Origin of the sequence: Paraburkholderia sp. RL17-368-BIF-A, from assembly GCF_046054045.1 — a bacterium.
Taxonomy (GTDB): Bacteria; Pseudomonadota; Gammaproteobacteria; order Burkholderiales; family Burkholderiaceae; genus Paraburkholderia; species Paraburkholderia graminis.
Window position 1 is genome coordinate 18,269 of sequence record NZ_JARESN010000031.1, and the last position, 22,503, is coordinate 40,771.

Here is a 22,503-nt window from a genome sequence, read left to right on the forward strand (position 1 = left end):
GCCAGAGCGCCTGCGCATTCCGCGCATTGGGCCGGCATTGACCGCGCGGCGCCCGGCGCCGTCTCGCCCGAGCAGATCGTGTGAGACGCGCCTCGCGCCGCGAAACAGGATCGCGATGGATTCAACCGACCACGACGCCTTGCCTGCCGTGCTGTCCGTCAGCGGCATCGGCAAGACCTACGCCGAACCGGTGCTCGCCGACGTGTCTTTGTCGCTGCGCGCCGGCGAGGTATTGGCGCTCACCGGCGAGAACGGCGCCGGCAAGAGCACGCTGTCCAAGATCATCGGCGGACTCGTCGAGCCGACCGCCGGCACCATGCAGCTTGCCGGCAAACCGTATGCGCCGGCGAGCCGCACCGAAGCCGAGGCGCTCGGCGTGCGCATGGTGATGCAGGAGCTGAATCTGCTGCCGACGTTGTCGGTGGCCGAGAATCTGTTCCTGAACCGCTTGCCGCGCGCGGGCGCGTTCAGCTTCGGCTGGATCGACCGCCGCAAACTGCGCGAGGACGCGCGTCACGCGATGGCGCAAGTCGGGCTCGACGCGATCGACCCCGATACGCTCGTCGGCGAGCTTGGCATCGGTCATCAGCAGATGGTGGAGATCGCGCGCAATCTGATCGACGACTGCCGCGTGCTGATTCTCGACGAGCCGACCGCGATGCTGACCGCGCGCGAAGTCGATCTGCTGTTCGAGCAGATCGAGCGCCTGAAGGCGCGCGGCGTCGCGCTCGTCTATATCTCGCACCGGCTCGAGGAACTGGCGCGAGTCGCCGGGCAGATCGCGGTGCTGCGCGACGGCCGCCTCGTGCACGTCGACGCAATGGCCAATCTGACGAGCGACGAAATCGTCACGTGGATGGTCGGCCGCGAGCTTGGCGAGCAGATCGATCTCGGCGTGCGCAAGATCGGCGCGCCGCTCTTGCGCGTCGAGCGGCTTTCGCGCGGCAAGGTGGTCCGCGACGTGTCGTTCGAAGTCCGCGCGGGCGAAATCTTCGGCATCAGCGGGCTGATCGGCGCGGGCCGAACGGAGTTGATGCGGCTGATTTACGGCGCCGACCCGAAAGACGGCGGCACGGTGGCGCTGGCTCCGACGCCCGGCGCACCGCCTGCGCCGGTCAGGATCGATTCGCCGTCGGACGCGGTGCGCGCGGGCATCGCGCTCATCACCGAAGACCGCAAAGGCGAGGGCCTGCTGCTGCCGCAACCGATCGCGGCGAACGTGTCGCTCGGCAACATCGGCAGCGTGGCGCGGCACGGCATCGTCGATGCGAAGCGCGAGAACGCGCTGGCGAAAAAGCAGATGGACGCGATGCGGATTCGCAGCTCCGGCCCGGCGCAGATTGTCGGCGAGCTGTCGGGCGGCAATCAGCAGAAGGTCGTGATCGGCCGCTGGCTCGCGCGCGATTGCCGCGTGCTGTTATTCGACGAACCCACGCGCGGCATCGACGTCGGCGCGAAGTTCGATATTTATGGCTTGATGGGCGCGCTGGCTCGTGAAGGGCGCGCGCTCGTCGTGGTGTCGAGCGATCTGCGCGAACTGATGCTGATCTGCGACCGGATCGGCGTGATGTCGGCGGGAAGCCTGACCGGTGTGTTCGAGCGCGGCACGTGGTCGCAAGACGCGTTGCTGGCCGCCGCTTTCGCCGGCTATCGCGGCCGCGAAGCGCTGTTGCACGACCTCGACGCCAATGAAGCAGGGAGTTTGTCATGACCGATCAATCGTTGCGCGACGCGCCGGGCGCGAAACACGGCGCAGATGGGAGCAAGGCCGCCGCGAATGCGAATGCAAGCGCCGCGCCGCCGGCCGATCCGTCGGCGCCGCTCGCGAGCGGCAAACCCGCGGGCACCCGGCTCGGCTTTTCGAACTACCTCGGCCTCGCCGGTGCGCTGCTCGCCATGATCGTGCTGTTCTCGCTGCTGAGTTCGCACTTTCTGACGTACGACACGTTCAGCACGATCGCCAACCAGATTCCGGATCTGGTGGTGATGTCGGTCGGCATGACGTTCGTGCTGATCATCGCCGGCATCGATCTGTCGGTCGGGTCGGTGCTTGCGCTTGGCGCGTCGGTGGTGAGCGTGGCCGCGCTGAAGTGGGGCTGGGGCCCGCTGCCGTCCGCACTGCTCGGCGTCGCAGCCGCCGCGCTGACCGGCACGGTCACCGGCGCGGTCACGGTCGGCTGGCGGATCCCGTCGTTCATCGTGTCGCTCGGCGTGCTCGAAGCGGCGCGCGGCCTCGCGTATCAGATGACGAATTCGCGCACCGCCTATATCGGCGATGCGTTCGATTTTCTGTCGAACCCGATCGCGGTCGGCATCTCGCCGGCCTTCCTGATCGCGGTGGCGGTGATGATCATCGCGCAACTGGTGCTCACGCGCACGGTGTTCGGCCGCTACCTGGTCGGCATCGGCACGAACGAGGAAGCCGTGCGGCTCGCGGGCGTCAATCCGCGGCCGTACAAGGTGATCGTGTTCGCGTTGATGGGCGCGCTCGCGGGCCTTGCGTCGCTGTTCCAGATTTCGCGGCTGGAAGCGGCTGACCCGAACGCGGGCGTCGGCATGGAACTGCAGGTGATCGCGGCCGTGGTGATCGGCGGCACGAGTCTGATGGGCGGGCGCGGTTCGGTCATCAGTACGTTTTTTGGCGTGTTGATCATTTCGGTGCTGGCGGCCGGCCTCGCACAGATCGGCGCGAACGAGCCGACCAAGCGGATGATCACTGGCGCGGTGATCGTGGTGGCGGTGGTGCTGGATACGTATCGCAGCCGCCGCAAACGCGCCTGACATGTTCAGCGTAACGTGTGGCGGGTGCCAGAAGGGCGATTTGCGGTAAAGCGTAAGAATTCATGAGTACGGCGTGTTCGATGAGGACGTCCCGGGGTCGGCGCAAAGTCTGACTGGCGGGAAAAACAGGCGGGAGAGCAACAGGTTATGGCGACGATCAAGGATGTAGCAGCCGTGGCGGGCGTGTCCTTCACGACGGTATCGCACGTCGTGAACAACTCGCGGCCGGTGTCGGCCGACGTGCGCGCGAAGGTCGAGCTCGCCATCCGCCAGCTTCACTATGTGCCCTCGGCGGTGGCCCGTTCGCTGAAGGCGCGCGCCACCGCGACCATCGGACTCGTGGTGCCGAACAGCACCAACCCGTATTTCGCGGAACTGGCGCGCGGCATCGAGGACGGTTGCTCCCGCAACGGCTACTGCGTGTTTTTCTGCAATTCCGACGACGACCCGGCGAAGCAGCGCAACTATCTGCGTGTGCTGCAGGAAAAGCGCATCGACGGGCTGATCGTCGCGTCCGCCGGCGACGACGCGGTCCTCGCGCAGACGCTTGCCGACGCTCGCGAGCCGCTTGTGATCGTCGACCGCAATATTGAAGGCGTGAACGCGGACCTCGTGCAGATCGATCACGAGAAGGGCGCGTATCTCGCCACGCGTCATCTGCTGGAACTCGGGCACGTGCGGATCGGCTGCATTAGCGGGCCGGTCGACACGGCGGTGAGCGCGATGCGCGTGCACGGCTTCATTCGCGCGATGAGCGAGCGCGGCATCGAGATTCCGCCGGACGCGATCGTCGAAAGCGATTTTTCGGGCACCGGCGGCCATCGCGCGGCGGCGCAACTGTTCGATACCGTGAAGCCGTCGGCGATCTTCGCCTGCAACGACATGATGGGCATCGGCGCACTGCGTGCGGCGGCGGAGCGCAATATCAGCGTGCCGCGCGACTGCTCGATCATCGGTTTCGACGACATCGAGCTCGGGCGCTTCACCTATCCGGCGCTGTCGACGGTCGGGCAGTCGGTGCGCGCGCTCGGCGACATGGCCGCGCAGACGTTGATCGAACGGATTGCCGGCAAGTCGTCGGCGAACGCGCGGCCGGGCGGGCGCAGGCGCGTCGTGTCGCCGCGGCTGATCGTGCGCGAATCGACGGCGACGTGGGCGGGCGCGGGAAAGCGTCATCTGGCCGCGTGATCGGGCTGGAGTGCAGCGCGGCGTATCGGCAGGTTAAAGGCAGGAGAACGGGAGAAATGAGTGGCCAGTAAGGAAACGCGCTCACGCGTGGCAGTGGTCGGCAGTCTGAACATGGATCTGGTGGCGCGCGCGCCGCGTCTGCCGCATCCCGGCGAAACGCTGGCCGGCCGCACCTTCGCGCAGGTCGCGGGCGGCAAGGGCGGCAACCAGGCGGTGGCCGCAGCGAGGCTCGGCGCGCAGGTGTCGATGCTCGGCTGCGTCGGCGCCGATGCGAACGGCGCGCAATTGCGCGCGGGGCTCGAGGCGGAACGCATCGACTGCGCGGCGCTCGAAACCGGCCGCGAGGCGACGGGCGTGGCGCTGATCGTCGTCGACGATGCGAGTCAGAACGCGATTGTGATCGTCGCCGGCAGCAACGGCGAGGTGACGCCTGAGACGATCGCGCGTCACGAAGCGGTGCTCGCTGCGGCCGACGTGGTGATCTGCCAGCTCGAAACGCCGCTCGCCACGGTGCACGCGGCGCTTGCCGCGGCGCGGCGGCTCGGCAAGACGGTCATTCTGAACCCGGCGCCGGCCACCGGGCCGCTGCCCGCCGAGTGGCTGCCGCTGATCGACTATCTGATTCCGAACGAGCTGGAAGCCGCGACGCTCACCGGCTTGCCGGTCGGCTCGCCCGAAGAAGCGGCGACGGCCGCTGCCGTGCTGCGCGCGGCGGGCGCGCGCAATGTCCTGGTGACGCTCGGCCCGCGCGGCGTGCAGGCGGCGCTCGAAGGCGCGGCGCCTGTGCTGTACGACGCGCCGAAGGTCGAAGCCGTCGATACGACGGCGGCCGGCGACACGTTCATCGGCGGATTCGCCGCGCAGCTTGCGGAAGGCGCGGACGTGGATGCGGCGATCCGCTTCGCGCAGCGCGCCGCGGCGCTGTCGGTGACGCGCGCCGGCGCTCAGCCTTCGATTCCGACGCGGGCGGAGTTGGGCGGGTAGGTTGTTGGGGGCGACGCTGAACTGCGCTCGCCTGGTCTCTTCCTGGTAGTTCAAAGGCTCGGGTTCGGCTGCGCAGCGCAGACGCGGTGCGCCCAAGCGCGCGCGGGCCAGCTTGCCCGCGTGAAAGCCGCCTTTGCCGCCCGAGCCGTACACGCGCGGCCCAAGCCGCAGGTCTCCTTTCCCGCAACTCAAAGCCCTCACATGGCCGCTCGAGCCGCAGACGCCTCGCGGCAAGCTGCGTTCGTCCGTCGCTCCCCAGCGTGTCCCTGCGCAGCCTTGCAACTCTCGCCCCCCGCTCAGCCATCCTCCCCACCCACCTTGTAACTCTTTCCGCCTCGTCTCCTGCCTTTCCTCAGACGTATAAAAACTTCAAGTCCGCATCGCAACTGCCGTTAATGCGGCTATCAGGGCGCCGACGAAACCAATAACAACCAACCGCGCGCGGGCCGTTATCGGACTTTTATTGCTGCAAAGCAGCCTCTCAAGCACAGGACACTTTATGTTGAACAAGGGCATTTCGATCAAGGCCCGCATTGGCCTCACGATGGCTTTTCTCGCCGCCTTGCTGCTGGGCATCGGCGCGTTCGGGCTGTTCGGCATGAGCCGTTCCAACGACGCCTACCAGGAAACCTTCACGAATTCGATGCCGAGCGCCGTGAACATCGGCAACGCCGAACTGTATGCGGCGCGCGAGCGTCTCGCGCTCGATCGCGCGGCCTTCATGATCGGGACGCCGGAAAGCGCGCCGACGCTGGAACGCGCGCGCTCGATGCGCACGACCTCCGACATGTGGTGGAAAAAGTATATGGATCTGCCGCGCGACGCCGACGAGGACCGTCTCGCGCGCGACGTGGTCAGCAAGCGCGACGCGCTGCACCAGCAGGCCGACGCGTTCGCCGCGGTGGTCGCGGCGAGCGACCAGAGCAAGCTGATCGACGGCGCAAAGGGTCTGCAAAGCGCCTACAACCAGCTGGCGACCGCCGACGACGCGCTGCGCAAATATCAGTTCGAGCTGGCGCAAGCCGGCTACGATGACGCGCAATCGAACTTCCATATGTTCCGCATGGTCAGCATCGGCGCGCTGATTGCCGGTATCCTCGCGGCGTTGCTGTCGTACGTGGCGCTCAGCCGCGCGATCGCACGGCCTCTCGCCGAGGCGCTCGACCATTTCGACGCGATCGCCGCGGGCGATCTGCGCCGCCAGGTCGTCGTCAGCTCACGCGACGAGATGGGCCAGATACTGGAAGGCATCTCGAAGATGCAGCGCAGTCTCATCGAAACGGTACGCGCGGTGCGCGGCGGCAGCGAATCGATTGCGACTGCCACGCGCGAGATCGCCGCCGGCAACATCGACCTGTCCTCGCGCACTGAAGAGCAGGCGTCGGCGTTGCAGGAAACCGCGTCGAGCATGGAAGAACTGACCGGCACCGTGAAGCAGAACGCGGACAACGCGCGTCAGGCGAGCGCGCTCGCGGCCAATGCGTCGGAAATCGCCAACAAGGGCAGCGCGGTGGTCGGCCAGGTCGTCGGTACGATGGGCGAGATCAACCAGAGCTCGGCGAAGATCGCCGACATCATTTCGATCATTGAAGGCATCGCGTTCCAGACCAACATCCTCGCGCTCAACGCGGCCGTGGAAGCGGCGCGGGCCGGCGAGGAAGGGCGCGGCTTCGCGGTCGTGGCGGGCGAAGTGCGCAGCCTCGCGCAGCGATCGTCGGCGGCGGCGAAGGAAATCAAGGAATTGATCGACACCTCGGTCGACCGCGTGCAATCGGGCTCGGCGCTCGTCGATCAGGCCGGCCGCACGATGAACGAAATCATCGGCGCGGTGCAGCGCGTGACCGACATCATGGGCGAAATCGCCGCGGCGTCGGAAGAGCAGAGCAGCGGCATCGACCAGGTTGCGCGCGCCGTCACGCAGATGGACGAAGTCACGCAGCAAAACGCCGCACTCGTCGAGGAAGCGGCGGCGGCAGCGTCGTCGCTCGAAGATCAGGCGGACAAGCTGCGCGGCGCGGTCGCCGTGTTCCAGCTCAGCGACGAAGGCAAGGCGTCGGGCGGTTCGTTGGCGAAGCACACGCCGACGCCTGCGCGTGCCGTCTCTGCTGCGCCGCGGGCAGTTTCCCGGACCGTCGCCCACGCACGCTCAGCCGCCGCGCCGCGTGCGGCCGCAGCAGCCCCTGCGCAGCCCGTGACGGCTGCGCACGCTCCGGCCGCCGCCTCGGCGCCTGCGGCACCGAAAGCCGCGCCGGCTCCGCGCGCGCCGGCGAAGTCCGCCGCCGTCGTCAGCGCCGGCAGCGATCAGGACTGGGAAACGTTCTGACGGCATCCGCGGCGTTTGCCGCACGGCTGCGCGAGCGCCGGACAGGCGCCGTGCAACCGGCGTTCCCGGCGCGACGGCGTCTGAATCGACGTCACGACGCCCGAGCCGCCTATATTGAAGACAGCAACGAAAAGACCGCGCCTGCTGACGCAGCCGCGGTCTTTTTTTATGGCGTGCGCATTAAGTCGCATTTGCGAAGCGGCGGGCGCCCTGGCGAGCCTCGCGATCCGGTACATTGACGGGCGGGTGACGGTAATTCGTAACCGGATCGCCGGCGAAGCACGGGTTGGCAAAGCGGCAGTGTGCAAGTCGGCGCCGCGCCCGACCAGTGCATCGCGCTCCACGTCACGTCACGCTTGCCGGTCAGCCGGTCAGCCGGTCAGCCGGTCAGCCGGCCAGCCGCTCGCCCTCACGCTTCTCACGCTTCTCATGCTTCAAACGCACGTTCAATGCGCCAGCCACAAAGGACCGACATGACGCCACACGACCTCGCGCATCGCCTCGTCGAAGCACGCCGGCAGCATCGCCCGATCGACGGGCTGCCCTCCGAACAGTTCCCGCCCGACGCCGCGACCGCGTATGCGATCCAGCAGGCGGTCATAGCAGGCCTCGGCGACTCCACCGGCGCGTGGAAGATCGGCGCGAAGGCGCCCGGCGGATCGACCTCGGGCGCGCCGATCCCGGCTTCGCTGGTGCGGGCTTCGCCGGCGCGCGTCGAGCATGCGGGCTTCTTTCGCGTACTCGTCGAGCTGGAGATCGCGTTCCGTTTCACCGAGGTCATCGAGCCGCGCAGCCGCGCCTATACGCGCGACGAGGTGCTCGCGCTCGTCGGCGTGGTGCTGCCGGCCATTGAAATCGTCGATAGCCGCTTCGCCGAATGGCCGAACATCGCGCCGCTCGCTCAACTCGCCGACGCGCAAAACAACGGGGCGCTCGTCACCGGTCATCCGGTCCCGTATGCGGGGCTCGCGCGCGGCTTCGACTTCGTGTCGCCGGAACTGGAACTGAGCTTCGACGGCGAGTCGCTCGTGCCCGACGCCACCGGCAATCCGGCCGGCGATCCACGCGAATTGCTGGTGTGGTTCGTCAACCATTGCGCCGCCATGGGCATCACGATCGAACCGGAATGGACGCTGACCACCGGCTCTTACGTCGGTGCGCATAAAGTGGGAAAGCCGGGCATCGTGCGCGGCCACATCGACGGACTCGGAGAGGTCGAGATCGAACTGACCTGATTGCGCGACACTGTGTCATGTGACACAGCGCTGCATTTCTTTCGACGCCGTCCTTGTAACGGCGCATTACAAACTCATCATCAAGCGGCTGCCCACGGGCGGCCGTTTTACATTTGACGCGTCGCCGAGGACTCCTTAGCCGTATACCCTATTGAAGCGGTTGCGCGCCGCGCCGTTATCCAGTTAACAAAGTTGAACGACAGTTCAACGAGGCATCGACAACGTAAAGCGGAGCAAAGCCGACCATGCCGTCGACGCGGTTATGCAAAGCATGTGAAGCATCGCATTGATAGCAAAGCATGCGCAGCGATGTGATGGAACAAAAGCTCGCGTGCATGGACGAACTGCATGAACGTGCGACGCCGAACGCCGCTTGCAACTTTGGTCGATCGACGTGTAACAGATGCGCACACAGGTAGACCAAATGCGTGTCAAAGCGTTAAGGAAGCAAGAGGCGAAAGCAGAAAAGAGTGGGGACGTAGCGCGAAAATGCGCGATGTGCGGCTGATGCGAGGCTTCAAGGTACGCGACGTGCGTGTGCAGGCAACGCGTGAATGTAACTGCTGATGAGTGCCGTCAAAGAAGTAGTGAAGCGACACTGTGAAGCGAGGTCGTCAAGCAACGTTCGCGGCACTGTTCGACGCGCAAGATTGTAGGTGGTCGAAACGGTGTTTCCAAGTGATGAATGTCGGGAGGCCCGCACGGCGCGATTTTCGCAACGTAGTTCGTGAAAAAAAATTTAAAAGGGTTTAGGATGAATTCGAGCGATGTCGTTTCCGAATAGCGCGCCGCGCACGACATCGGTCTAGACTTCGGCGAGGAGGTAGCATGGATATCTACAGCAGTTTCGCGACCCGCTTCGAGAAAACGCGAGAGGACGAACTCTCGCTCGAGGAGTACCTCGCGCTCTGCAAAGACAATCCCGCCGCGTACGCCACGGCTGGCGAACGCATGTTGACGGCAATCGGAGAACCCGAACAGATCGACACTCGCAACGATCCGCGCCTGTCGCGCATCTTCGCGAACAAGGTCATCAAGGTATACCCCGCATTCCGTGAGTTCTACGGAATGGAGGAGGTGATCGAGCAGGTGGTCGCCTACTTCCGGCACTCGGCCCAGGGGCTCGAAGAAAAGAAGCAGATTCTGTATCTGTTGGGCCCGGTCGGCGGCGGTAAATCGTCCATCGCCGAACGTCTGAAGCAGCTCATGGAGCGCGTGCCGTTCTACGCGATCAAGGGCTCGCCTGTGAACGAATCGCCGCTCGGTTTGTTCGATTACGACGAGGACGGTCCGATCCTCGAAGAGCAATACGGCATACCACGCCGCTACCTGAAAAGCATTCTGAGCCCGTGGGCGGTCAAGCGCCTGCACGAGTACAACGGCGACATCCGCAAGTTCCGCGTGGTGCGGCGCTATCCGTCCATCCTGCGGCAAATCGGCATCGCCAAAACGGAGCCGGGCGACGAGAACAATCAGGACATCTCCTCGCTCGTCGGCAAGGTCGACATTCGCAAGCTCGAGCAATACGCGCAAGACGATGCGGACGCCTACAGCTACTCCGGCGGCCTGTGTCTCGCGAATCAGGGCCTGCTCGAATTCGTCGAAATGTTCAAGGCGCCGATCAAGGTGTTGCACCCGCTGCTCACCGCGACCCAGGAAGGCAACTTCAAGGGCACGGAAGGCTTCGGCGCGATTCCTTTCGACGGCGTGATCCTCGCGCACTCGAACGAGTCGGAGTGGAAAGCCTTCCGCAATAACCGCAACAACGAAGCCTTGCTCGACCGGATTTTCGTCGTGAAGGTGCCGTACTGCCTGCGCTATTCGGAAGAGATCAAGATCTACGAGAAGCTGTTGCGCAATTCGTCGCTGGCTAATGCTGTCTGCGCGCCCGGCACGCTGAAGATGATGGCGCAAATGTCGGTGCTCACGCGCTTGCAGGAGCCCGAGAATTCGAGCCTCTTCTCGAAGATGCAGGTCTACGACGGCGAGAATCTGAAGGACACCGATCCGAAGGCGAAGTCGTACCAGGAATACCGCGACTTCGCGGGCGTCGACGAAGGCATGACCGGCGTGTCGACCCGCTTCGCGTTCAAGATTCTGTCGCGCGTGTTCAACTTCGATTCGACCGAAGTCGCGGCCAATCCGGTGCATCTGATGTACGTGCTCGAACAGCAGATCGAGCGCGAGCAGTTCCCACCGGAAACCGAGCAGAAGTACCTGTCGTTCATTAAAGACGTGCTCGCGTCGCGTTACGCGGAATTCATCGGCAAGGAGATCCAGACGGCGTATCTCGAGTCGTACTCCGAATATGGGCAGAACATTTTCGATCGCTATGTGACGTATGCGGACTTCTGGATTCAGGATCAGGAGTTCCGCGATCACGACACCGGCGAGAGCTTCGACCGCGCGGCGCTCAATGCCGAGCTGGAGAAGATCGAGAAGCCCGCGGGCATCAGCAACCCGAAGGACTTCCGCAACGAGATCGTGAACTTCGTGCTGCGCGCGCGTGCTGCGAATGCAGGGAAAAATCCTGCGTGGATCAGCTACGAAAAGCTGCGCGTCGTGATCGAAAAGAAAATGTTCTCGAATACGGAGGAACTGTTGCCGGTCATTTCGTTCAACGCCAAAGGTTCGGCGGAAGAACAGCGCAAGCACGAAGACTTCGTCAACCGGATGGTGGCGAAGGGCTACACGCCGAAGCAGGTGCGCTTGCTGTGTGACTGGTATCTGCGCGTGCGCAAGTCGTCATGATACGCACTGCGTGCCGCTCGCGCGGTCCGACCGCGCGAGCACCCTGCGAGCCGCAAGCTGCATGGACATAGCATCGGGCCATCCAGCGTGCGTCTCGCGCACCCGAATTTGGGCAGTATGGGAGACCGGGCGTGCTTCATCAAATCATCGACCGCAGGTTGGCAGGCAAGAACAAAAGCATTGCAAATCGCGAGCGTTTTTTGCGCCGCGTCAAGAACTACATTCGTCGCGCCGTTTCGGAAGCGGTGCGCGACCGCAGCATTAAAGACATTCAGAACACCCAGAGCATCACCATTCCGCGTAAGGACATCGCGGAGCCGTCGTTCCGGCACGGACCGGGCGGCCGGCGCGAAATGGTGCATCCAGGCAACTCCGACTACATCCGCGGCGACAAGATTCAGCGGCCGCAAGGCGGTGGCGGCGGAGGCGGCGGCAGTCAGGCGAGCAACGAAGGCGAAGGTCAGGACGACTTCGTGTTCGAGCTGAGCCGCGAAGAATTCATGCAGTATTTCTTCGACGATCTCGAACTGCCGCGGCTCGTCAAAACCCATCTGATGGCCGTGCCCACATGGAAGAGCATCCGCGCGGGCTGGGCGGCCGAAGGCACGCCGAACAACATCGACGTGGTCCGTTCGCTGCGCAGCGCGCTTGGCCGCCGCATCGCGCTCGGTGCGCCGCTCGTCAACCAGTTGCACGAAATGGAGCGGCAACTCGAGGTGCTGAAGGCCGACCCCGACGATCGCCGCGAAGAAATCAAGCTGCTCGAAGACGAGATCCACCATCTGCGCGGGCGCATCTGGCGCATTCCGTTTATCGACCCGTTCGACCTGCGTTACGTGAACCGCGTGAAGCAGCCCACGCCGTCGAGCCAGGCCGTGATGTTCTGTCTGATGGATGTGTCCGGTTCGATGGACGAGCAACGCAAGGATCTCGCCAAGCGCTTCTTCATCCTTCTTTATCTGTTTCTCAAGCGCAATTACGAAAAGATCGAGGTGGTGTTCATCCGCCACCACACGCGCGCCGAGGAGGTCGACGAAGACACGTTCTTCCACTCGACCGAAAGCGGCGGCACGGTGGTATCGAGCGCGCTCGAGCTGATGCAGAAGGTGATGGACGAGCGCTATTCGCCGACTGAATGGAACATTTACGGCGCCCAGGCGTCCGACGGTGACAACTGGACCGACGACTCGCCGAAGTGCCGCAAGATACTCTCGGATGACATCCTCGAGAAGGTGCGCTATTTTGCGTATATTCAGGTGACGCCCGAAGAGCAGAACCTGTGGCTCGAATATGCACAACTGGCCTTGAGCCAGCCGCATATGGCGATGAAGAAGGTCGAAACCGCGGCTGACATCTATCCGGTGTTTCGCGAGTTGTTTGAAAAGCAGGTGGCGTCGTCATGACGACCAAACATTTGCATAACGAAGCGCGCGGCTATCAGCCGGAGCGTGGGACAGGCGTGCCGCAGCGTGAGTCGGGGCATGCCGAGGCAGGGGCGGACGAAGAGCGGGCCGCCGCAGCCGGAGCAGTCGACAACGCTGACGCACGGGGACACACCGGAACGCCCATCGAGGGGCAAAGGGAAGTCCGTATGAACGTAGCCGATAGACGGCCTCTGCCGTGCCCGTCCGACTGGACCTTCGAGTTGATCGAGGAGTACGACTCCCATATTGCCCGTGTTGCGGAGCAATATGAACTCGACGTGTATCCGATCCAGCTCGAACTCATCAGCGCTGAACAGATGATGGACGCGTATGCGTCCGTCGGCATGCCGGTGAATTACCGGCACTGGTCGTTCGGCAAACACTTTCTCTCTACCGAAAAAAGCTACCGTCGAGGGCAGATGGGGCTCGCGTACGAGATCGTGATCAACTCGAACCCTTGCATCGCGTATCTGATGGAAGAGAACACGATGACGATGCAGGCGCTCGTCATCGCGCATGCGGCGTATGGGCACAACTCGTTCTTCAAGGGCAACTATCTGTTCCGGCTGTGGACGGATGCGCATGCCATCATCGACTACCTCGTCTACGCGAAGAACTACATTGCGGAATGCGAGGAGCGCTTCGGGCTCGATCGCGTGGAAGAACTGCTCGATTCGTGCCACGCGCTGATGAACTACGGCGTGGACCGCTACAAGCGTCCGCAGAAGCTGTCGCTGGAAAAAGAATTCGCCGCGCGGCGCGAACGCGAGGCGTATCTGCAATCGCAGGTGAACGAGTTATGGCGCACGCTGCCCACGCGGCATACGCCGCTGCCCGAGGAAATCGAGGAGCGTTATCCGCCGGAGCCGCAGGAAAACCTGCTGTATTTCGCGGAGAAAAATGCGCCGCTGCTCGAGCCGTGGGAGCGCGAGGTGATCCGCATCGTGCGAAAAGTGGGGCAGTATTTTTATCCGCAGCGGCAGACGCAGGTGATGAACGAAGGTTGGGCCACGTTCTGGCACTACACGCTGCTCAACACGATGTACAACCAGGGCAAGCTGGAAGACGGCTTCATGATGGAGTTCCTCCATTCGCACAGCAATGTGGTCTATCAGCCACCTGTCACCAAGCCGTACTACAGCGGCATCAATCCGTACGCGCTGGGTTTTTCGATGATGAGCGACATTCGCCGCATCTGCGAAAACCCGACGGAGGAAGACCGCAAGTGGTTCCCGGAACTGGCCGGCAGTCCGTGGCTGCCCGCCATGCACTACGCGATGCGCAATTTCAAGGACGAGAGCTTCGTCGCGCAATATCTGTCGCCGCATCTGATCCGCGAAATGCGGCTGTTCTCGGTACTCGACGACGACATGCGCGACGCGCTGGAAGTCTCGGCGATCCACGATGACAGCGGCTATCAGTACGTGCGCCAGGCGTTGTCGCGGCAGTACGACATGCATCATCGCGAGCCGAACATTCAGGTGTGGTCGGTGAATACGCGCGGCGACCGCAGTCTGACGCTGCGGCATTTCATGAGCGACAACCGGCATCTTTCGTCCGATAGCGACGAGGTGCTCAAGCACATGGCGCGCTTGTGGCAGTTCGACGTGTATCTGGAAAGCGTCGACGAAAACGGCACGGTCAGGAAGCGTTACGAGTGCCGCTACGTGCCGCCGGCCGTGAGGGCGTGAGGACGTCTCACGGCGTGAGGGTCTTTTGGGCGCGCCCGCCACTGTCGTGGCCGGCGCGCCAGTCTTTATGGTGTCGAAGCCTGGCAGGCGATTCGCGCGCGGCCTGTCACGAGTTACGCGTGGGCACCCAGATCAGCCAGAAAATCGCGGGCGCGTTCCGACAAGCCCGGCGCGAGGTTTAGCGCCTGGGTGGCCGCCGTGCCGACCCGGCTGCGCGCGTTTTCCTCGAGTTCGTCGGCGGCTGTCGTCAACCAGTCTGGAAACTTCTCCGCGAGCGCGTCGATCAACACGGCGGCCTGCCGCCGGTCCTTGTCCGCCTTGAGCGCCCGCGACGGGTCGCGAAGCGTGCTGACGACAAGCTTGTGAAGCGCGAATCTGGCGGGGTCGGGCAGCATGACCGGCACCACGTGTTCCTTGCCGAGGATAAAGCCTTGCGTAGGGTTCGTTACCAGATACCTGAAGTAGGGAAGTCCGGTTGCGTGGGCGCGCAAGTGCGGCAAGGCCTTCGTCTCGTACGCTTCCGTACCCGGCACGAGCAAGTCCACCTTGAGGTGCTGTCCACGCGCCTTGAACGACGTGGACGGCTTTCGCGAGTGCAGTTCCGGCATCTCGAGAAACGGAATGCCGCTATCACGAAGGATGTCGAGAAAGCTGCGCTCTTCGGGGATAGCCACCGAAATGCTCCCGGCGCTGCCAATGTCGATATCTTCCGTCCGGTAGTTCGCAGGCAGCCGCACGCCCAGGCTGTTCAGAAGCGCGCCGAAGGCGTGGGAGCCGGCCAGCACTCCGCCGTGGCTGAAGATGCCCGCGTTGAAGAGCGTTGCCAGCGTGAGCGCCGAAGAGTTGTCCGCGGCGGCAAAGTTCGCCTTGCGCAGTATCTGGACCTCGGCGGCAAGCGCGCGCATCTCCGCGCTCTCGAGTAGTTTCGCCTCGAGCGCAGCCTCGGTAGCGGGCTCGCCTGCGCGGCCAAGCGACGTTTCCTTATGCTTTCCCGATGCCAGATAGACGCGCCAATAGGTGTACGTTTTCCCGTCGACGGTCTTCTGGGCCGCCGAGCCCGGAGAGTGCAGGGGAATATGACCTTGTGCGCCGGCGCGCTCGGTGACGGACGAATACAGCGTTTGCAATGCGTCGTTGTGGAAGCTGGCCATTGCTGGCGTCTCCTCATACCCTGTGATTGAGCATTAAGGTATAAATTCACAACAGTCAAATTTATACCTCACGATTAAACCCGAGGGATAAACCAGGAATGAGCTCCGAACTGTGCCGGGACCGGACTGGCGACGGCGCTCGCCGTAGCGCTTGCCAACAAACCCCCAACTTTTACTTGCGATTCTGTAAAATTCGCCCACGCTAAAAATCGCGTGCTGAAGGCGGCGCCACGACCGTCGCCTCCGTTCAAGAGACAAGGAAGACAACATGACCGACCTCACAGACCACAGCGTGGCCTCCGCCCACGACACGCGGCGCCGCATTTTCGCGATCGTCGGCGCTTCATCGGGCAATCTCGTCGAGTGGTTCGACTTTTACGTCTACTCGTTCTGCGCGCTGTACTTCGCGCCCGCGTTCTTCCCAAGCGGCAACACCACCACGCAATTGCTGAACACGGCCGGCGTGTTCGCGGCAGGCTTTCTGATGAGGCCGATCGGCGGCTGGTTCTTTGGCCGTCTCGCCGACAAGCACGGCCGGCGTACCGCGATGATGATCTCGGTCTTCATGATGTGCGGCGGCTCGCTGGTGATCGCCGTGCTGCCCACGTACGCGCAGATCGGCGCGCTCGCGCCGGCGCTGCTGCTCGTCGCGCGGCTGTTCCAGGGACTCTCCGTGGGCGGCGAATACGGCACCAGTGCAACGTATATGAGCGAGGTCGCGCTGAAAGGGCGGCGCGGCTTCTTCGCGTCGTTCCAGTACGTGACGCTGATCGGCGGCCAGTTGTGCGCGCTCCTCGTGCTGGTGATCCTGCAACAGACGCTCTCGACCGCGGAACTCAAAGCCTGGGGCTGGCGCGTGCCGTTCGTGATCGGCGCGATCGCGGCGCTGGTCGCGCTCTATCTGCGTAAATCGCTCGATGAAACCACTACCGCCGCGACGCGTCAGCGCAAGGAAGCGGGCACGCTGCGCGGCTTGTGGCAGCACCGCGTCGCGTTCATGACGGTGCTCGGCTTCACGGCGGGCGGCTCGCTGATTTTCTATACGTTCACCACGTATATGCAGAAGTATCTGGTGAACACGGCGGGCATGAATGCGAAGACCGCCAGCAACGTGATGACCGCGGCGCTCTTCGTCTACATGCTGCTTCAGCCGCTGTTCGGCGCGCTGTCGGACCGCATCGGCCGGCGTCGTTCGATGCTGTGCTTCGGCCTCTTCGCGACCATCGGCACGGTGCCGCTTCTGCATGCGCTGAAGGACGTGACGAGCCCGTATGCGGCGTTCGGTCTCGTGGTGCTGGCGCTTGCCATCGTCAGCTTTTATACGTCGATCAGCGGCCTCATCAAGGCGGAAATGTTCCCGCCCGAAGTGCGCGCGCTCGGCGTGGGCCTCTCGTATGCGGTGGCGAATGCGATCTTCGGCGGCTCGGCCGAATACGTGGCGCTGTGGCTCAAGTCGACCGGCAGCGAACCGATGTTCTACTGGTACGTGACCTTGATGTGCGCGATCGCCGGCATCGTCGCGCTGCGCATGCGCGATCCGTCGAAAGAAGGGTATTTGCGTCACGAACCGTGAGCCGAGGCGCGGGCTCGGGTGCGTGCTTAGGTGCGTGCTCAGTGCGTGTTCACGCCACCACGATTTCGGTGCCCAGTACGTGCAGAAGGTCGCGCAGCGCTTCGGCCTGCGCCATCTTCGCGTCGCTGCGCAGGTGGATCTGCACGGCTCGCCCGGCAATTCCGTCGATGGGTTGAGCGAGCCACAATTCCACCGCCAGTCCCAATCCCTCGGGCTGATTGGCGGCGACCGGCTCGATCACACGCGGCTTGAAACAGGCACTGTCGGACATGGCGAATCACCTCGGACTTGATGACGTGTCCGGCTCATCGTAATCAGCGGCGCGCGCGAGTCCAAGCAACAAATACGCCTTTGCTAAGCAGAGGATGCTTAGCAGAAAACGCGCTGACGGCGCATGTCGGCGACCGCCGACGACGTCGCCGCGATCAGCGCGATTCGGTCGTATCGGCGGTGAGTTCCGCGACAAGCTCTTTGATGGTTGTGCCGGGTTCACCGGTCAAGGCTGCTACAGGAGCCGCCGTTGCCACGGCGCCGGCTGCGCCCGCTGCGGCCACCGCCGTAACCGTGGCTGCGGCGCTCGCCCTCACCACGCTCTCCGTCTCCGCCATCACCACATCCCCCGCAGCAATCCCCGCCCGCCCGCGCGCATTCACCGCCGCTCGCGAAAGCATCAGCAGGTGGTAGTAAAGCCGCGCGCTGAATCCATAGCGATACGCGAACAGATGACCCAGCGCGATCTTCAACCCGAGCCGCGCCTGACGATTCCTCGCATGCACCGACACGACGATTGGCGCGAGCCGCCGCAGCGCGAGCTTGCGCGAAGGCTCGAGCTGCGGCGGCAACTTCAGCTTCCTGACGAACGCGTAGGCGCTCAGCGTGGCTGCCGCCGCGGTCCCGCGCGTGCTGTGCGAAATCGAAGTCGCGGTCTTGCGATACACCGACACGTAATCGTGCAGATAAAAGACCTCGCGCGCCGCGAGGCACAGCTCGGTGCCGAACACGAAGTCGCAGCACGCGCCGTATTGCTCCTTATAGCCGACGTGCCTAACGAGCCGCGCGTCCGCCATCCAGCCGTTGTTCGGGAACATCTGAACGAGCCCGGTTCTGCCCGGCAGCGGCTGCAAGCCTTCGGCGTCCTTCGTGCGCCTGAACGCCGCGTTGAGCCGCGCGCTGGCCTCGACGTCGATCGCGCCGTCATGGTTGGCTTCGTACTGTGCGCCGAACGCCGCATCGAGTTGCGGATGCAGCTTCCACAGCGACACGAGTTTTTCGACGCCGTCGGTGGTGAGCAGGTCGTCGTCGTGAAGCAGCAGAATCTTGTCGCCGAGCGCGCGCTCGAACAGGCTCGCGACGTTGCGCGCCTGGCCAAGCGGCGGCTCGTTCCTCGCATAACGGATGCGCTCTTCGCTCAACTCGTGCGGATAACGCGACGCGAGCAGTTGCGCGGTGCGCGCATCGTTTGAATCGTCGCCGATCACGATTTCCAGATTGCCGTAGGTCTGCGCAAGACACGAGTCGATGCACTCGACGATCAGCTCCGGCCGGTTGCAGGTCGGCACGCAGATCGACACTTTGGCTGGCTCGGCGGAGGGCACGGGAATGGACATGGGCGTCGCCTTTGTTATCTGTTGAAGGGGCGGCAGCCGGCTGCTTGTTCGCATACATCGCTGCAAGCAGAAAAGTAGTGCATCGCGCCGAAAAAATATTCGGTAAAAAAGCGGAAAAAATGTCTGCTGTATGAAAGCTGCGGAAAGGGAAAAATTTATGCGGCTTTGCGCGCTCCAACGCAGCAAAGCCGCTTCCAGACCTGCGCTTAATTTCAGCCGACTGACGGCTCGCCTTCACCCGGCTTCTGACCCGGACGGTCCGCCGGCGACTGATCGCGGTCGGCGTCGCCGCGCTCCGGCAGCTTGCTCTTTTCGTTGTCGCTATGTACCGCGGGGTGCGGATGGGCGATGTCGTCGGGCTTGTCGTTGCCTTGCTTGGGGTCGGCCATGGCGTTCTCCTGATCTTGAAGACTTACTCAGGAAGCAAAGCCTGGGCCCGCACTTCACTCGGCGTGAGCGGCGCCCGTCAGCGAAATGATGAAATCGATGAAGGCGCGCACCTTGGCCGGCGGATGGTGCCGCGACGGATAAAGCGCGTAGAGCGGATAAAGCTCGTCGCCCCATTCGGGAAAAAGCTCGACCATCTTGCCGCTTGCGAGCAAGGATTCCGCGCCGAGCGCGAGGATTTGCGCGATGCCCTGGCCCGCGGCGCACACGCTGTGCAAGGTGCCCACATCGTTGACGGTCAGGCGGCCTTGCGGCGTGACGACGATTTTCTTGCGGCCGCGATGAAACTCCCAACTGAACGGATAACCGGTCAGCGGATCGCGAAACTTGATGCACGCATGCTGGCCGCTTTCGAGTTCCGCAGGATTCGCCGGATGCCCATGCTTCTTCAGATACGACGGCGCGGCCACCGTCAGAATGCGCGTGTCGAGCAGCTTGCGCGCGATCAGCGACGACACCGGCGGCTCGCCAAAGCGGATTGCAACGTCGAAACCGTCGCCGACCATATCGCCCAACTGGTCGCGCGTGATCAGTTCGAGCTGCAAATCGGGATGTTTGTCGACGAAACCGCCGAGTCTCGGTCCGAGCACGAGGCGCGAAAAGAACGGGTCCATGTTCACGCGCAGGCGTCCGCGCACGGCCGTCGCGCCTCGGGCGGCGCTGGCCGCCGCGTCCTCGAGGCCGCTTAGCAGCGGCACGATCTGTTCGTAGAAGCGCCGGCCTTCGTCGGTGAGCGTGACCGAGCGCGTGGTGCGATCGAATAGCCGGATGCCGAGCCGAGCCTCGAGCCGCGCCACCGAACGGCTTACGCCCGATTGAGACATGTCGAGCGCAACGCCTGCTGCCGCGAAGCTGCCGCAATCGACGATCGCCGTCAGCACGCCCATGCCGTTCAGCACGCGCTCGTCAAATGGCATCGGAGAATCCTTTTCTTGTTCGTTGACGCGGTACATGCTAACGCGAAACGCGCGGCGGGGAGCCCGTCCACGAAGGATCGCGGGTCCGTCATGCGCGGCGCATATGAGACGCGCGAGCGTGTGAAAGTAACGCGGCGGCGCGGACTCAGTTGCAACGTTACCGAACCCGAACCCGAACCCGAACCCGAACCCAAGCGCGAATCAGCGCCCCGCGCCCTGGCTAGCCGGCGCGCGCACGGCGGGCGCCGCGTCGAGATGGCGGAACACCCACGCGGACAGCAGCGTGATCGCGCCGACGCAGACGAAGCTCAGCCGGAAGCCGAGCGCCGCCGAGCCCCATTGCGCGGCAAAGAGCTTCACGAGCCCGCCGCCGATGGATACGCCCAGGCCGATCGCCAGCATCTGCACCATCGAAAAGAGGCTGTTGCCGCTGCCGGCGTCTTCGTGCGAGAGGCCCTTGAGCGTGACGCTGTTCATCGCCGCGAACTGCATGGAGTTGGCCGCGCCGAATATCGCGAGAATCACGATTTCGACGATGAGCGGCGTGCCGCGCGAGATCGACGCAAACGCCACAATCGACGAACCGACGATGAGCGTATTCACCAGCAGGAAGAGGTCGTAGCCGTAGCGCCGCACGAGCGGCGCGATCCAGCGTTTCGCGACCGTGCCGGCGAGTGCCGCGGGCAGCATCATCAGCCCCGAATGCAGCGGCGTGTAGCCAAGCTGAAGCTGCAACAGCAGCGGCACGAGAAACGGCACGGCGCTCGAGCCGATGCGGCACACGAGATTGCCGACTAGCCCCACGCTGAAATTCGGCTCGCTGAACAGCGACAGTTTGAAGAGCGGGTTACGCCGCCGCCTCGCGTGCGGAATGTAGGCGAGCGCGCTCACCGCCGCGAGCGCGAACAGCGCCGCGGACCACGCCGCCTGATGCGTCGGCACGGGGGCATCGACGGCCAGCGAAAACGCGATCATGCAAAGCGACAACAACCCGCAGCCGATGAAGTCGAACGGCGGCGCCTGGGTCGCGCCATGCGGCGGCAAAAAACGCTGCACCGCGTAGAGACCGGCGGCGCCGATCGGCACGTTGATCAGAAAGATCCAGTGCCATGTGATCGCCTGGACGAACCAGCCGCCGAGCGTCGGTCCGACAATCGGGCCGAGCTGACCGGCGACCGAAATAAACGCGAGCGCCGCGACGTATTGCTCGCTGGACACGCTGCGCAGCACGGCGAGGCGTCCGATCGGCAGCAGCATCGAGCCGCCCACGCCTTGCAGCACGCGCGCGAGCACGAGTTCGCCGAGCGTGTGCGCGCTCGCGCAGCAAATCGAGCCGATCACGAAGACGAGGATCGCGGCGAAATAGACGCGCCGTGTGCCGAAGCGGTCGGCAAGCCAGCCCGAGGCGGGCGTGAGCATCGCCATCGTCAACGTGTAGGCGACCACGATCGGCTGCATCGCAAGCGGCGCGACATGCAGGCTGTGCGCGATGGACGGCAGCGCCGTGTTCACGATCGTCGTGTCGAGCGACTGCATGAAAAAGCCCGCGGCGACGATCCACAGCAGCGCGGTATGCGACGAATCCCTGGTCATGTGATGGCAAGCGGCGGCGCGCGGGCGCCGGTTAAGCGGAGTTTTTTGTCAGCAAACGCTTCAATGATACGGCATTGAGCGGTGTTGCAAGGCGGGGAATGGGGAGGGCGTGCGAGCGGTGGAGGTGTGTGGTACGAGTGCGCAGCGCGAGCCGCCTCTTTGAATCGCGTGATCCAGCCGAGTTGAAAGAGGCGCTGCGCCAGCCAGTGCTGCTATGTACAGTGACGCGCTTATTCAGGCATCGAGCGGAACGAAATCGCGAAGCGGTTCCAGGCGTTGATCGTGGAAACGAGCAGCGTCAGGTCGACCAGTTCTTCGTCGCTGAAGTGAGGGCGGACCGCTTCCCACACGGCGTCGGGCACGTGATCGTGCGAGATGAGCGTCAACGCTTCCGTCCATTCGAGCGCGGCGCGTTCGCGATCCGTGAAGAACGGCGTTTCGCGCCACGTCACGACCGTTGCAAGACGCCGGTCGGTTTCGCCGCCTTTGCGGGCGTCGGTGGTATGCATGTCCACGCAGAACGCGCAGCCGTTGATCTGCGACGCACGCAGGCGAACCAGTTCCGCGAGCGACTTTTCAATCGACGATTTGCCGATGCGTTCTTCAAGGCCCAGCATTGCCTTGATCGCGGCGGGACTGGCTTTGTAGTAGTTCAGACGTTGTTTCATGATTCACTCCTTCGCTTTGGTGGGACGCATCCGGTGATGCGATGAGTGAATACTAGTCCCGGCATTGGCTTTGCAAAATGGCCATTTTCGACGATTTGTAGGTGGCCACTTGAATGTCCGCAACCGGCTGCGAACCCCCGCTTAAGCGCCCTTGCTGGCTGTAATGGCAT

General features: G+C 63.9%; 17 protein-coding genes. 10 read left to right on the forward strand and 7 right to left on the reverse strand.

Going from position 1 to position 22,503, the window contains the following annotated elements; translation table 11 throughout:
- Positions 1–115 precede the first annotated feature (115 nt).
- The 9 genes from P0D87_RS30990 to P0D87_RS31030 all read left to right on the forward strand — a co-directional run bounded on the left by P0D87_RS30990 (position 116) and on the right by P0D87_RS31030 (position 14,377).
- Positions 116–1,711, forward strand: coding sequence for a sugar ABC transporter ATP-binding protein (locus P0D87_RS30990; RefSeq protein WP_006051710.1), 1,596 nt, complete (start codon positions 116–118; stop codon positions 1,709–1,711).
- Positions 1,708–2,781, forward strand: a complete 1,074-nt coding sequence (locus P0D87_RS30995) for an ABC transporter permease (RefSeq protein WP_053858159.1) — start codon at positions 1,708–1,710, stop codon at positions 2,779–2,781. The genes P0D87_RS30990 and P0D87_RS30995 overlap by 4 nt, the downstream gene beginning before the upstream one ends.
- 147 nt (positions 2,782–2,928) lie before the next feature.
- Positions 2,929–3,969, forward strand: a complete 1,041-nt coding sequence (locus P0D87_RS31000) for a LacI family DNA-binding transcriptional regulator (RefSeq protein WP_006051708.1) — start codon at positions 2,929–2,931, stop codon at positions 3,967–3,969.
- Between the two features lie 60 nt (positions 3,970–4,029).
- Positions 4,030–4,953 carry a ribokinase gene (gene rbsK, locus P0D87_RS31005; RefSeq protein WP_053858158.1) on the forward strand — a complete coding sequence of 308 codons (924 nt, stop codon included), beginning with the start codon at positions 4,030–4,032 and terminating at the stop codon, positions 4,951–4,953.
- A 499-nt stretch (positions 4,954–5,452) separates the two neighbouring features.
- A complete protein-coding gene (locus tag P0D87_RS31010) occupies positions 5,453–7,276 on the forward strand; it encodes a methyl-accepting chemotaxis protein (RefSeq protein ID WP_053858157.1) in 1,824 nt (607 codons plus the stop codon).
- A gap of 473 nt (positions 7,277–7,749) precedes the next feature.
- On the forward strand, positions 7,750–8,511 hold the full coding sequence (locus tag P0D87_RS31015; RefSeq protein ID WP_107706770.1) for a 2-keto-4-pentenoate hydratase: 762 nt from the start codon (positions 7,750–7,752) through the stop codon (positions 8,509–8,511).
- 828 nt (positions 8,512–9,339) lie between these two features.
- On the forward strand, positions 9,340–11,262 hold the full coding sequence (locus tag P0D87_RS31020; RefSeq protein WP_013339422.1) for a PrkA family serine protein kinase: 1,923 nt from the start codon (positions 9,340–9,342) through the stop codon (positions 11,260–11,262).
- Positions 11,263–11,393: 131 nt separating this feature from the next.
- Positions 11,394–12,665: a YeaH/YhbH family protein gene (locus P0D87_RS31025; protein WP_006053195.1), complete on the forward strand. Its 1,272-nt coding sequence runs from the start codon at positions 11,394–11,396 to the stop codon at positions 12,663–12,665.
- A complete protein-coding gene (locus P0D87_RS31030; protein ID WP_006053194.1) occupies positions 12,662–14,377 on the forward strand; it encodes a SpoVR family protein in 1,716 nt (571 codons plus the stop codon). Before P0D87_RS31025 ends, P0D87_RS31030 begins: the two co-directional genes overlap by 4 nt.
- Before the next feature lie 113 nt (positions 14,378–14,490).
- Here the strand turns inward: P0D87_RS31030 and P0D87_RS31035 are convergent, their stop codons facing one another.
- Positions 14,491–15,528, reverse strand: a complete 1,038-nt coding sequence (locus P0D87_RS31035; RefSeq protein WP_053858155.1) for a GSU2403 family nucleotidyltransferase fold protein — start codon at positions 15,526–15,528, stop codon at positions 14,491–14,493.
- Positions 15,529–15,796: 268 nt separating this feature from the next.
- Between P0D87_RS31035 and P0D87_RS31040 the strand changes: the two genes are divergently transcribed.
- Positions 15,797–17,101, forward strand: a complete 1,305-nt coding sequence (locus P0D87_RS31040; RefSeq protein WP_006053192.1) for an MFS family transporter — start codon at positions 15,797–15,799, stop codon at positions 17,099–17,101.
- 49 nt (positions 17,102–17,150) lie between these two features.
- Here the strand turns inward: P0D87_RS31040 and P0D87_RS31045 are convergent, their stop codons facing one another.
- The 6 genes from P0D87_RS31045 to P0D87_RS31070 form a co-directional block, all read right to left on the reverse strand.
- Complete coding sequence (locus P0D87_RS31045; RefSeq protein WP_006053191.1) at positions 17,151–17,372, reverse strand: hypothetical protein; 222 nt, start codon at positions 17,370–17,372, stop codon at positions 17,151–17,153.
- A 154-nt stretch (positions 17,373–17,526) separates the two neighbouring features.
- Entirely contained in the window at positions 17,527–18,708 is a 1,182-nt protein-coding gene (locus P0D87_RS31050; protein WP_053858154.1) for a glycosyltransferase family 2 protein, read from the reverse strand.
- 212 nt (positions 18,709–18,920) lie between these two features.
- Complete coding sequence (locus P0D87_RS31055) at positions 18,921–19,097, reverse strand: hypothetical protein (RefSeq protein ID WP_006053189.1); 177 nt, start codon at positions 19,095–19,097, stop codon at positions 18,921–18,923.
- Between the two features lie 54 nt (positions 19,098–19,151).
- A complete protein-coding gene (locus tag P0D87_RS31060) occupies positions 19,152–20,072 on the reverse strand; it encodes a LysR family transcriptional regulator (protein WP_053859034.1) in 921 nt (306 codons plus the stop codon).
- A 201-nt stretch (positions 20,073–20,273) separates the two neighbouring features.
- A complete protein-coding gene (locus P0D87_RS31065) occupies positions 20,274–21,665 on the reverse strand; it encodes a DHA2 family efflux MFS transporter permease subunit (RefSeq protein ID WP_053858153.1) in 1,392 nt (463 codons plus the stop codon).
- 230 nt (positions 21,666–21,895) lie between these two features.
- Positions 21,896–22,333 (reverse strand): carboxymuconolactone decarboxylase family protein, encoded by a 438-nt coding sequence (locus P0D87_RS31070; RefSeq protein WP_029968571.1) that lies wholly within the window; start codon positions 22,331–22,333, stop codon positions 21,896–21,898.
- Positions 22,334–22,503: the final 170 nt, after the last annotated feature.

Coding starts and splice junctions, on each gene's coding strand:
- P0D87_RS31065 (WP_053858153.1), bottom strand. CDS start 21,665: ATGACCAGGGATTCGTCGCATACCGCGCTGCTGTGGATCGTCGCCGCG.
- P0D87_RS31020 (WP_013339422.1), top strand. CDS start 9,340: ATGGATATCTACAGCAGTTTCGCGACCCGCTTCGAGAAAACGCGAGAG.
- P0D87_RS31030 (WP_006053194.1), top strand. CDS start 12,662: ATGACGACCAAACATTTGCATAACGAAGCGCGCGGCTATCAGCCGGAG.
- P0D87_RS31060 (WP_053859034.1), bottom strand. CDS start 20,072: ATGCCATTTGACGAGCGCGTGCTGAACGGCATGGGCGTGCTGACGGCG.
- P0D87_RS31055 (WP_006053189.1), bottom strand. CDS start 19,097: ATGGCCGACCCCAAGCAAGGCAACGACAAGCCCGACGACATCGCCCAT.
- P0D87_RS30995 (WP_053858159.1), top strand. CDS start 1,708: ATGACCGATCAATCGTTGCGCGACGCGCCGGGCGCGAAACACGGCGCA.
- P0D87_RS31015 (WP_107706770.1), top strand. CDS start 7,750: ATGACGCCACACGACCTCGCGCATCGCCTCGTCGAAGCACGCCGGCAG.
- P0D87_RS31040 (WP_006053192.1), top strand. CDS start 15,797: ATGACCGACCTCACAGACCACAGCGTGGCCTCCGCCCACGACACGCGG.
- P0D87_RS30990 (WP_006051710.1), top strand. CDS start 116: ATGGATTCAACCGACCACGACGCCTTGCCTGCCGTGCTGTCCGTCAGC.
- P0D87_RS31035 (WP_053858155.1), bottom strand. CDS start 15,528: ATGGCCAGCTTCCACAACGACGCATTGCAAACGCTGTATTCGTCCGTC.
- P0D87_RS31045 (WP_006053191.1), bottom strand. CDS start 17,372: ATGTCCGACAGTGCCTGTTTCAAGCCGCGTGTGATCGAGCCGGTCGCC.
- P0D87_RS31070 (WP_029968571.1), bottom strand. CDS start 22,333: ATGAAACAACGTCTGAACTACTACAAAGCCAGTCCCGCCGCGATCAAG.
- P0D87_RS31010 (WP_053858157.1), top strand. CDS start 5,453: ATGTTGAACAAGGGCATTTCGATCAAGGCCCGCATTGGCCTCACGATG.
- P0D87_RS31000 (WP_006051708.1), top strand. CDS start 2,929: ATGGCGACGATCAAGGATGTAGCAGCCGTGGCGGGCGTGTCCTTCACG.
- P0D87_RS31050 (WP_053858154.1), bottom strand. CDS start 18,708: ATGTCCATTCCCGTGCCCTCCGCCGAGCCAGCCAAAGTGTCGATCTGC.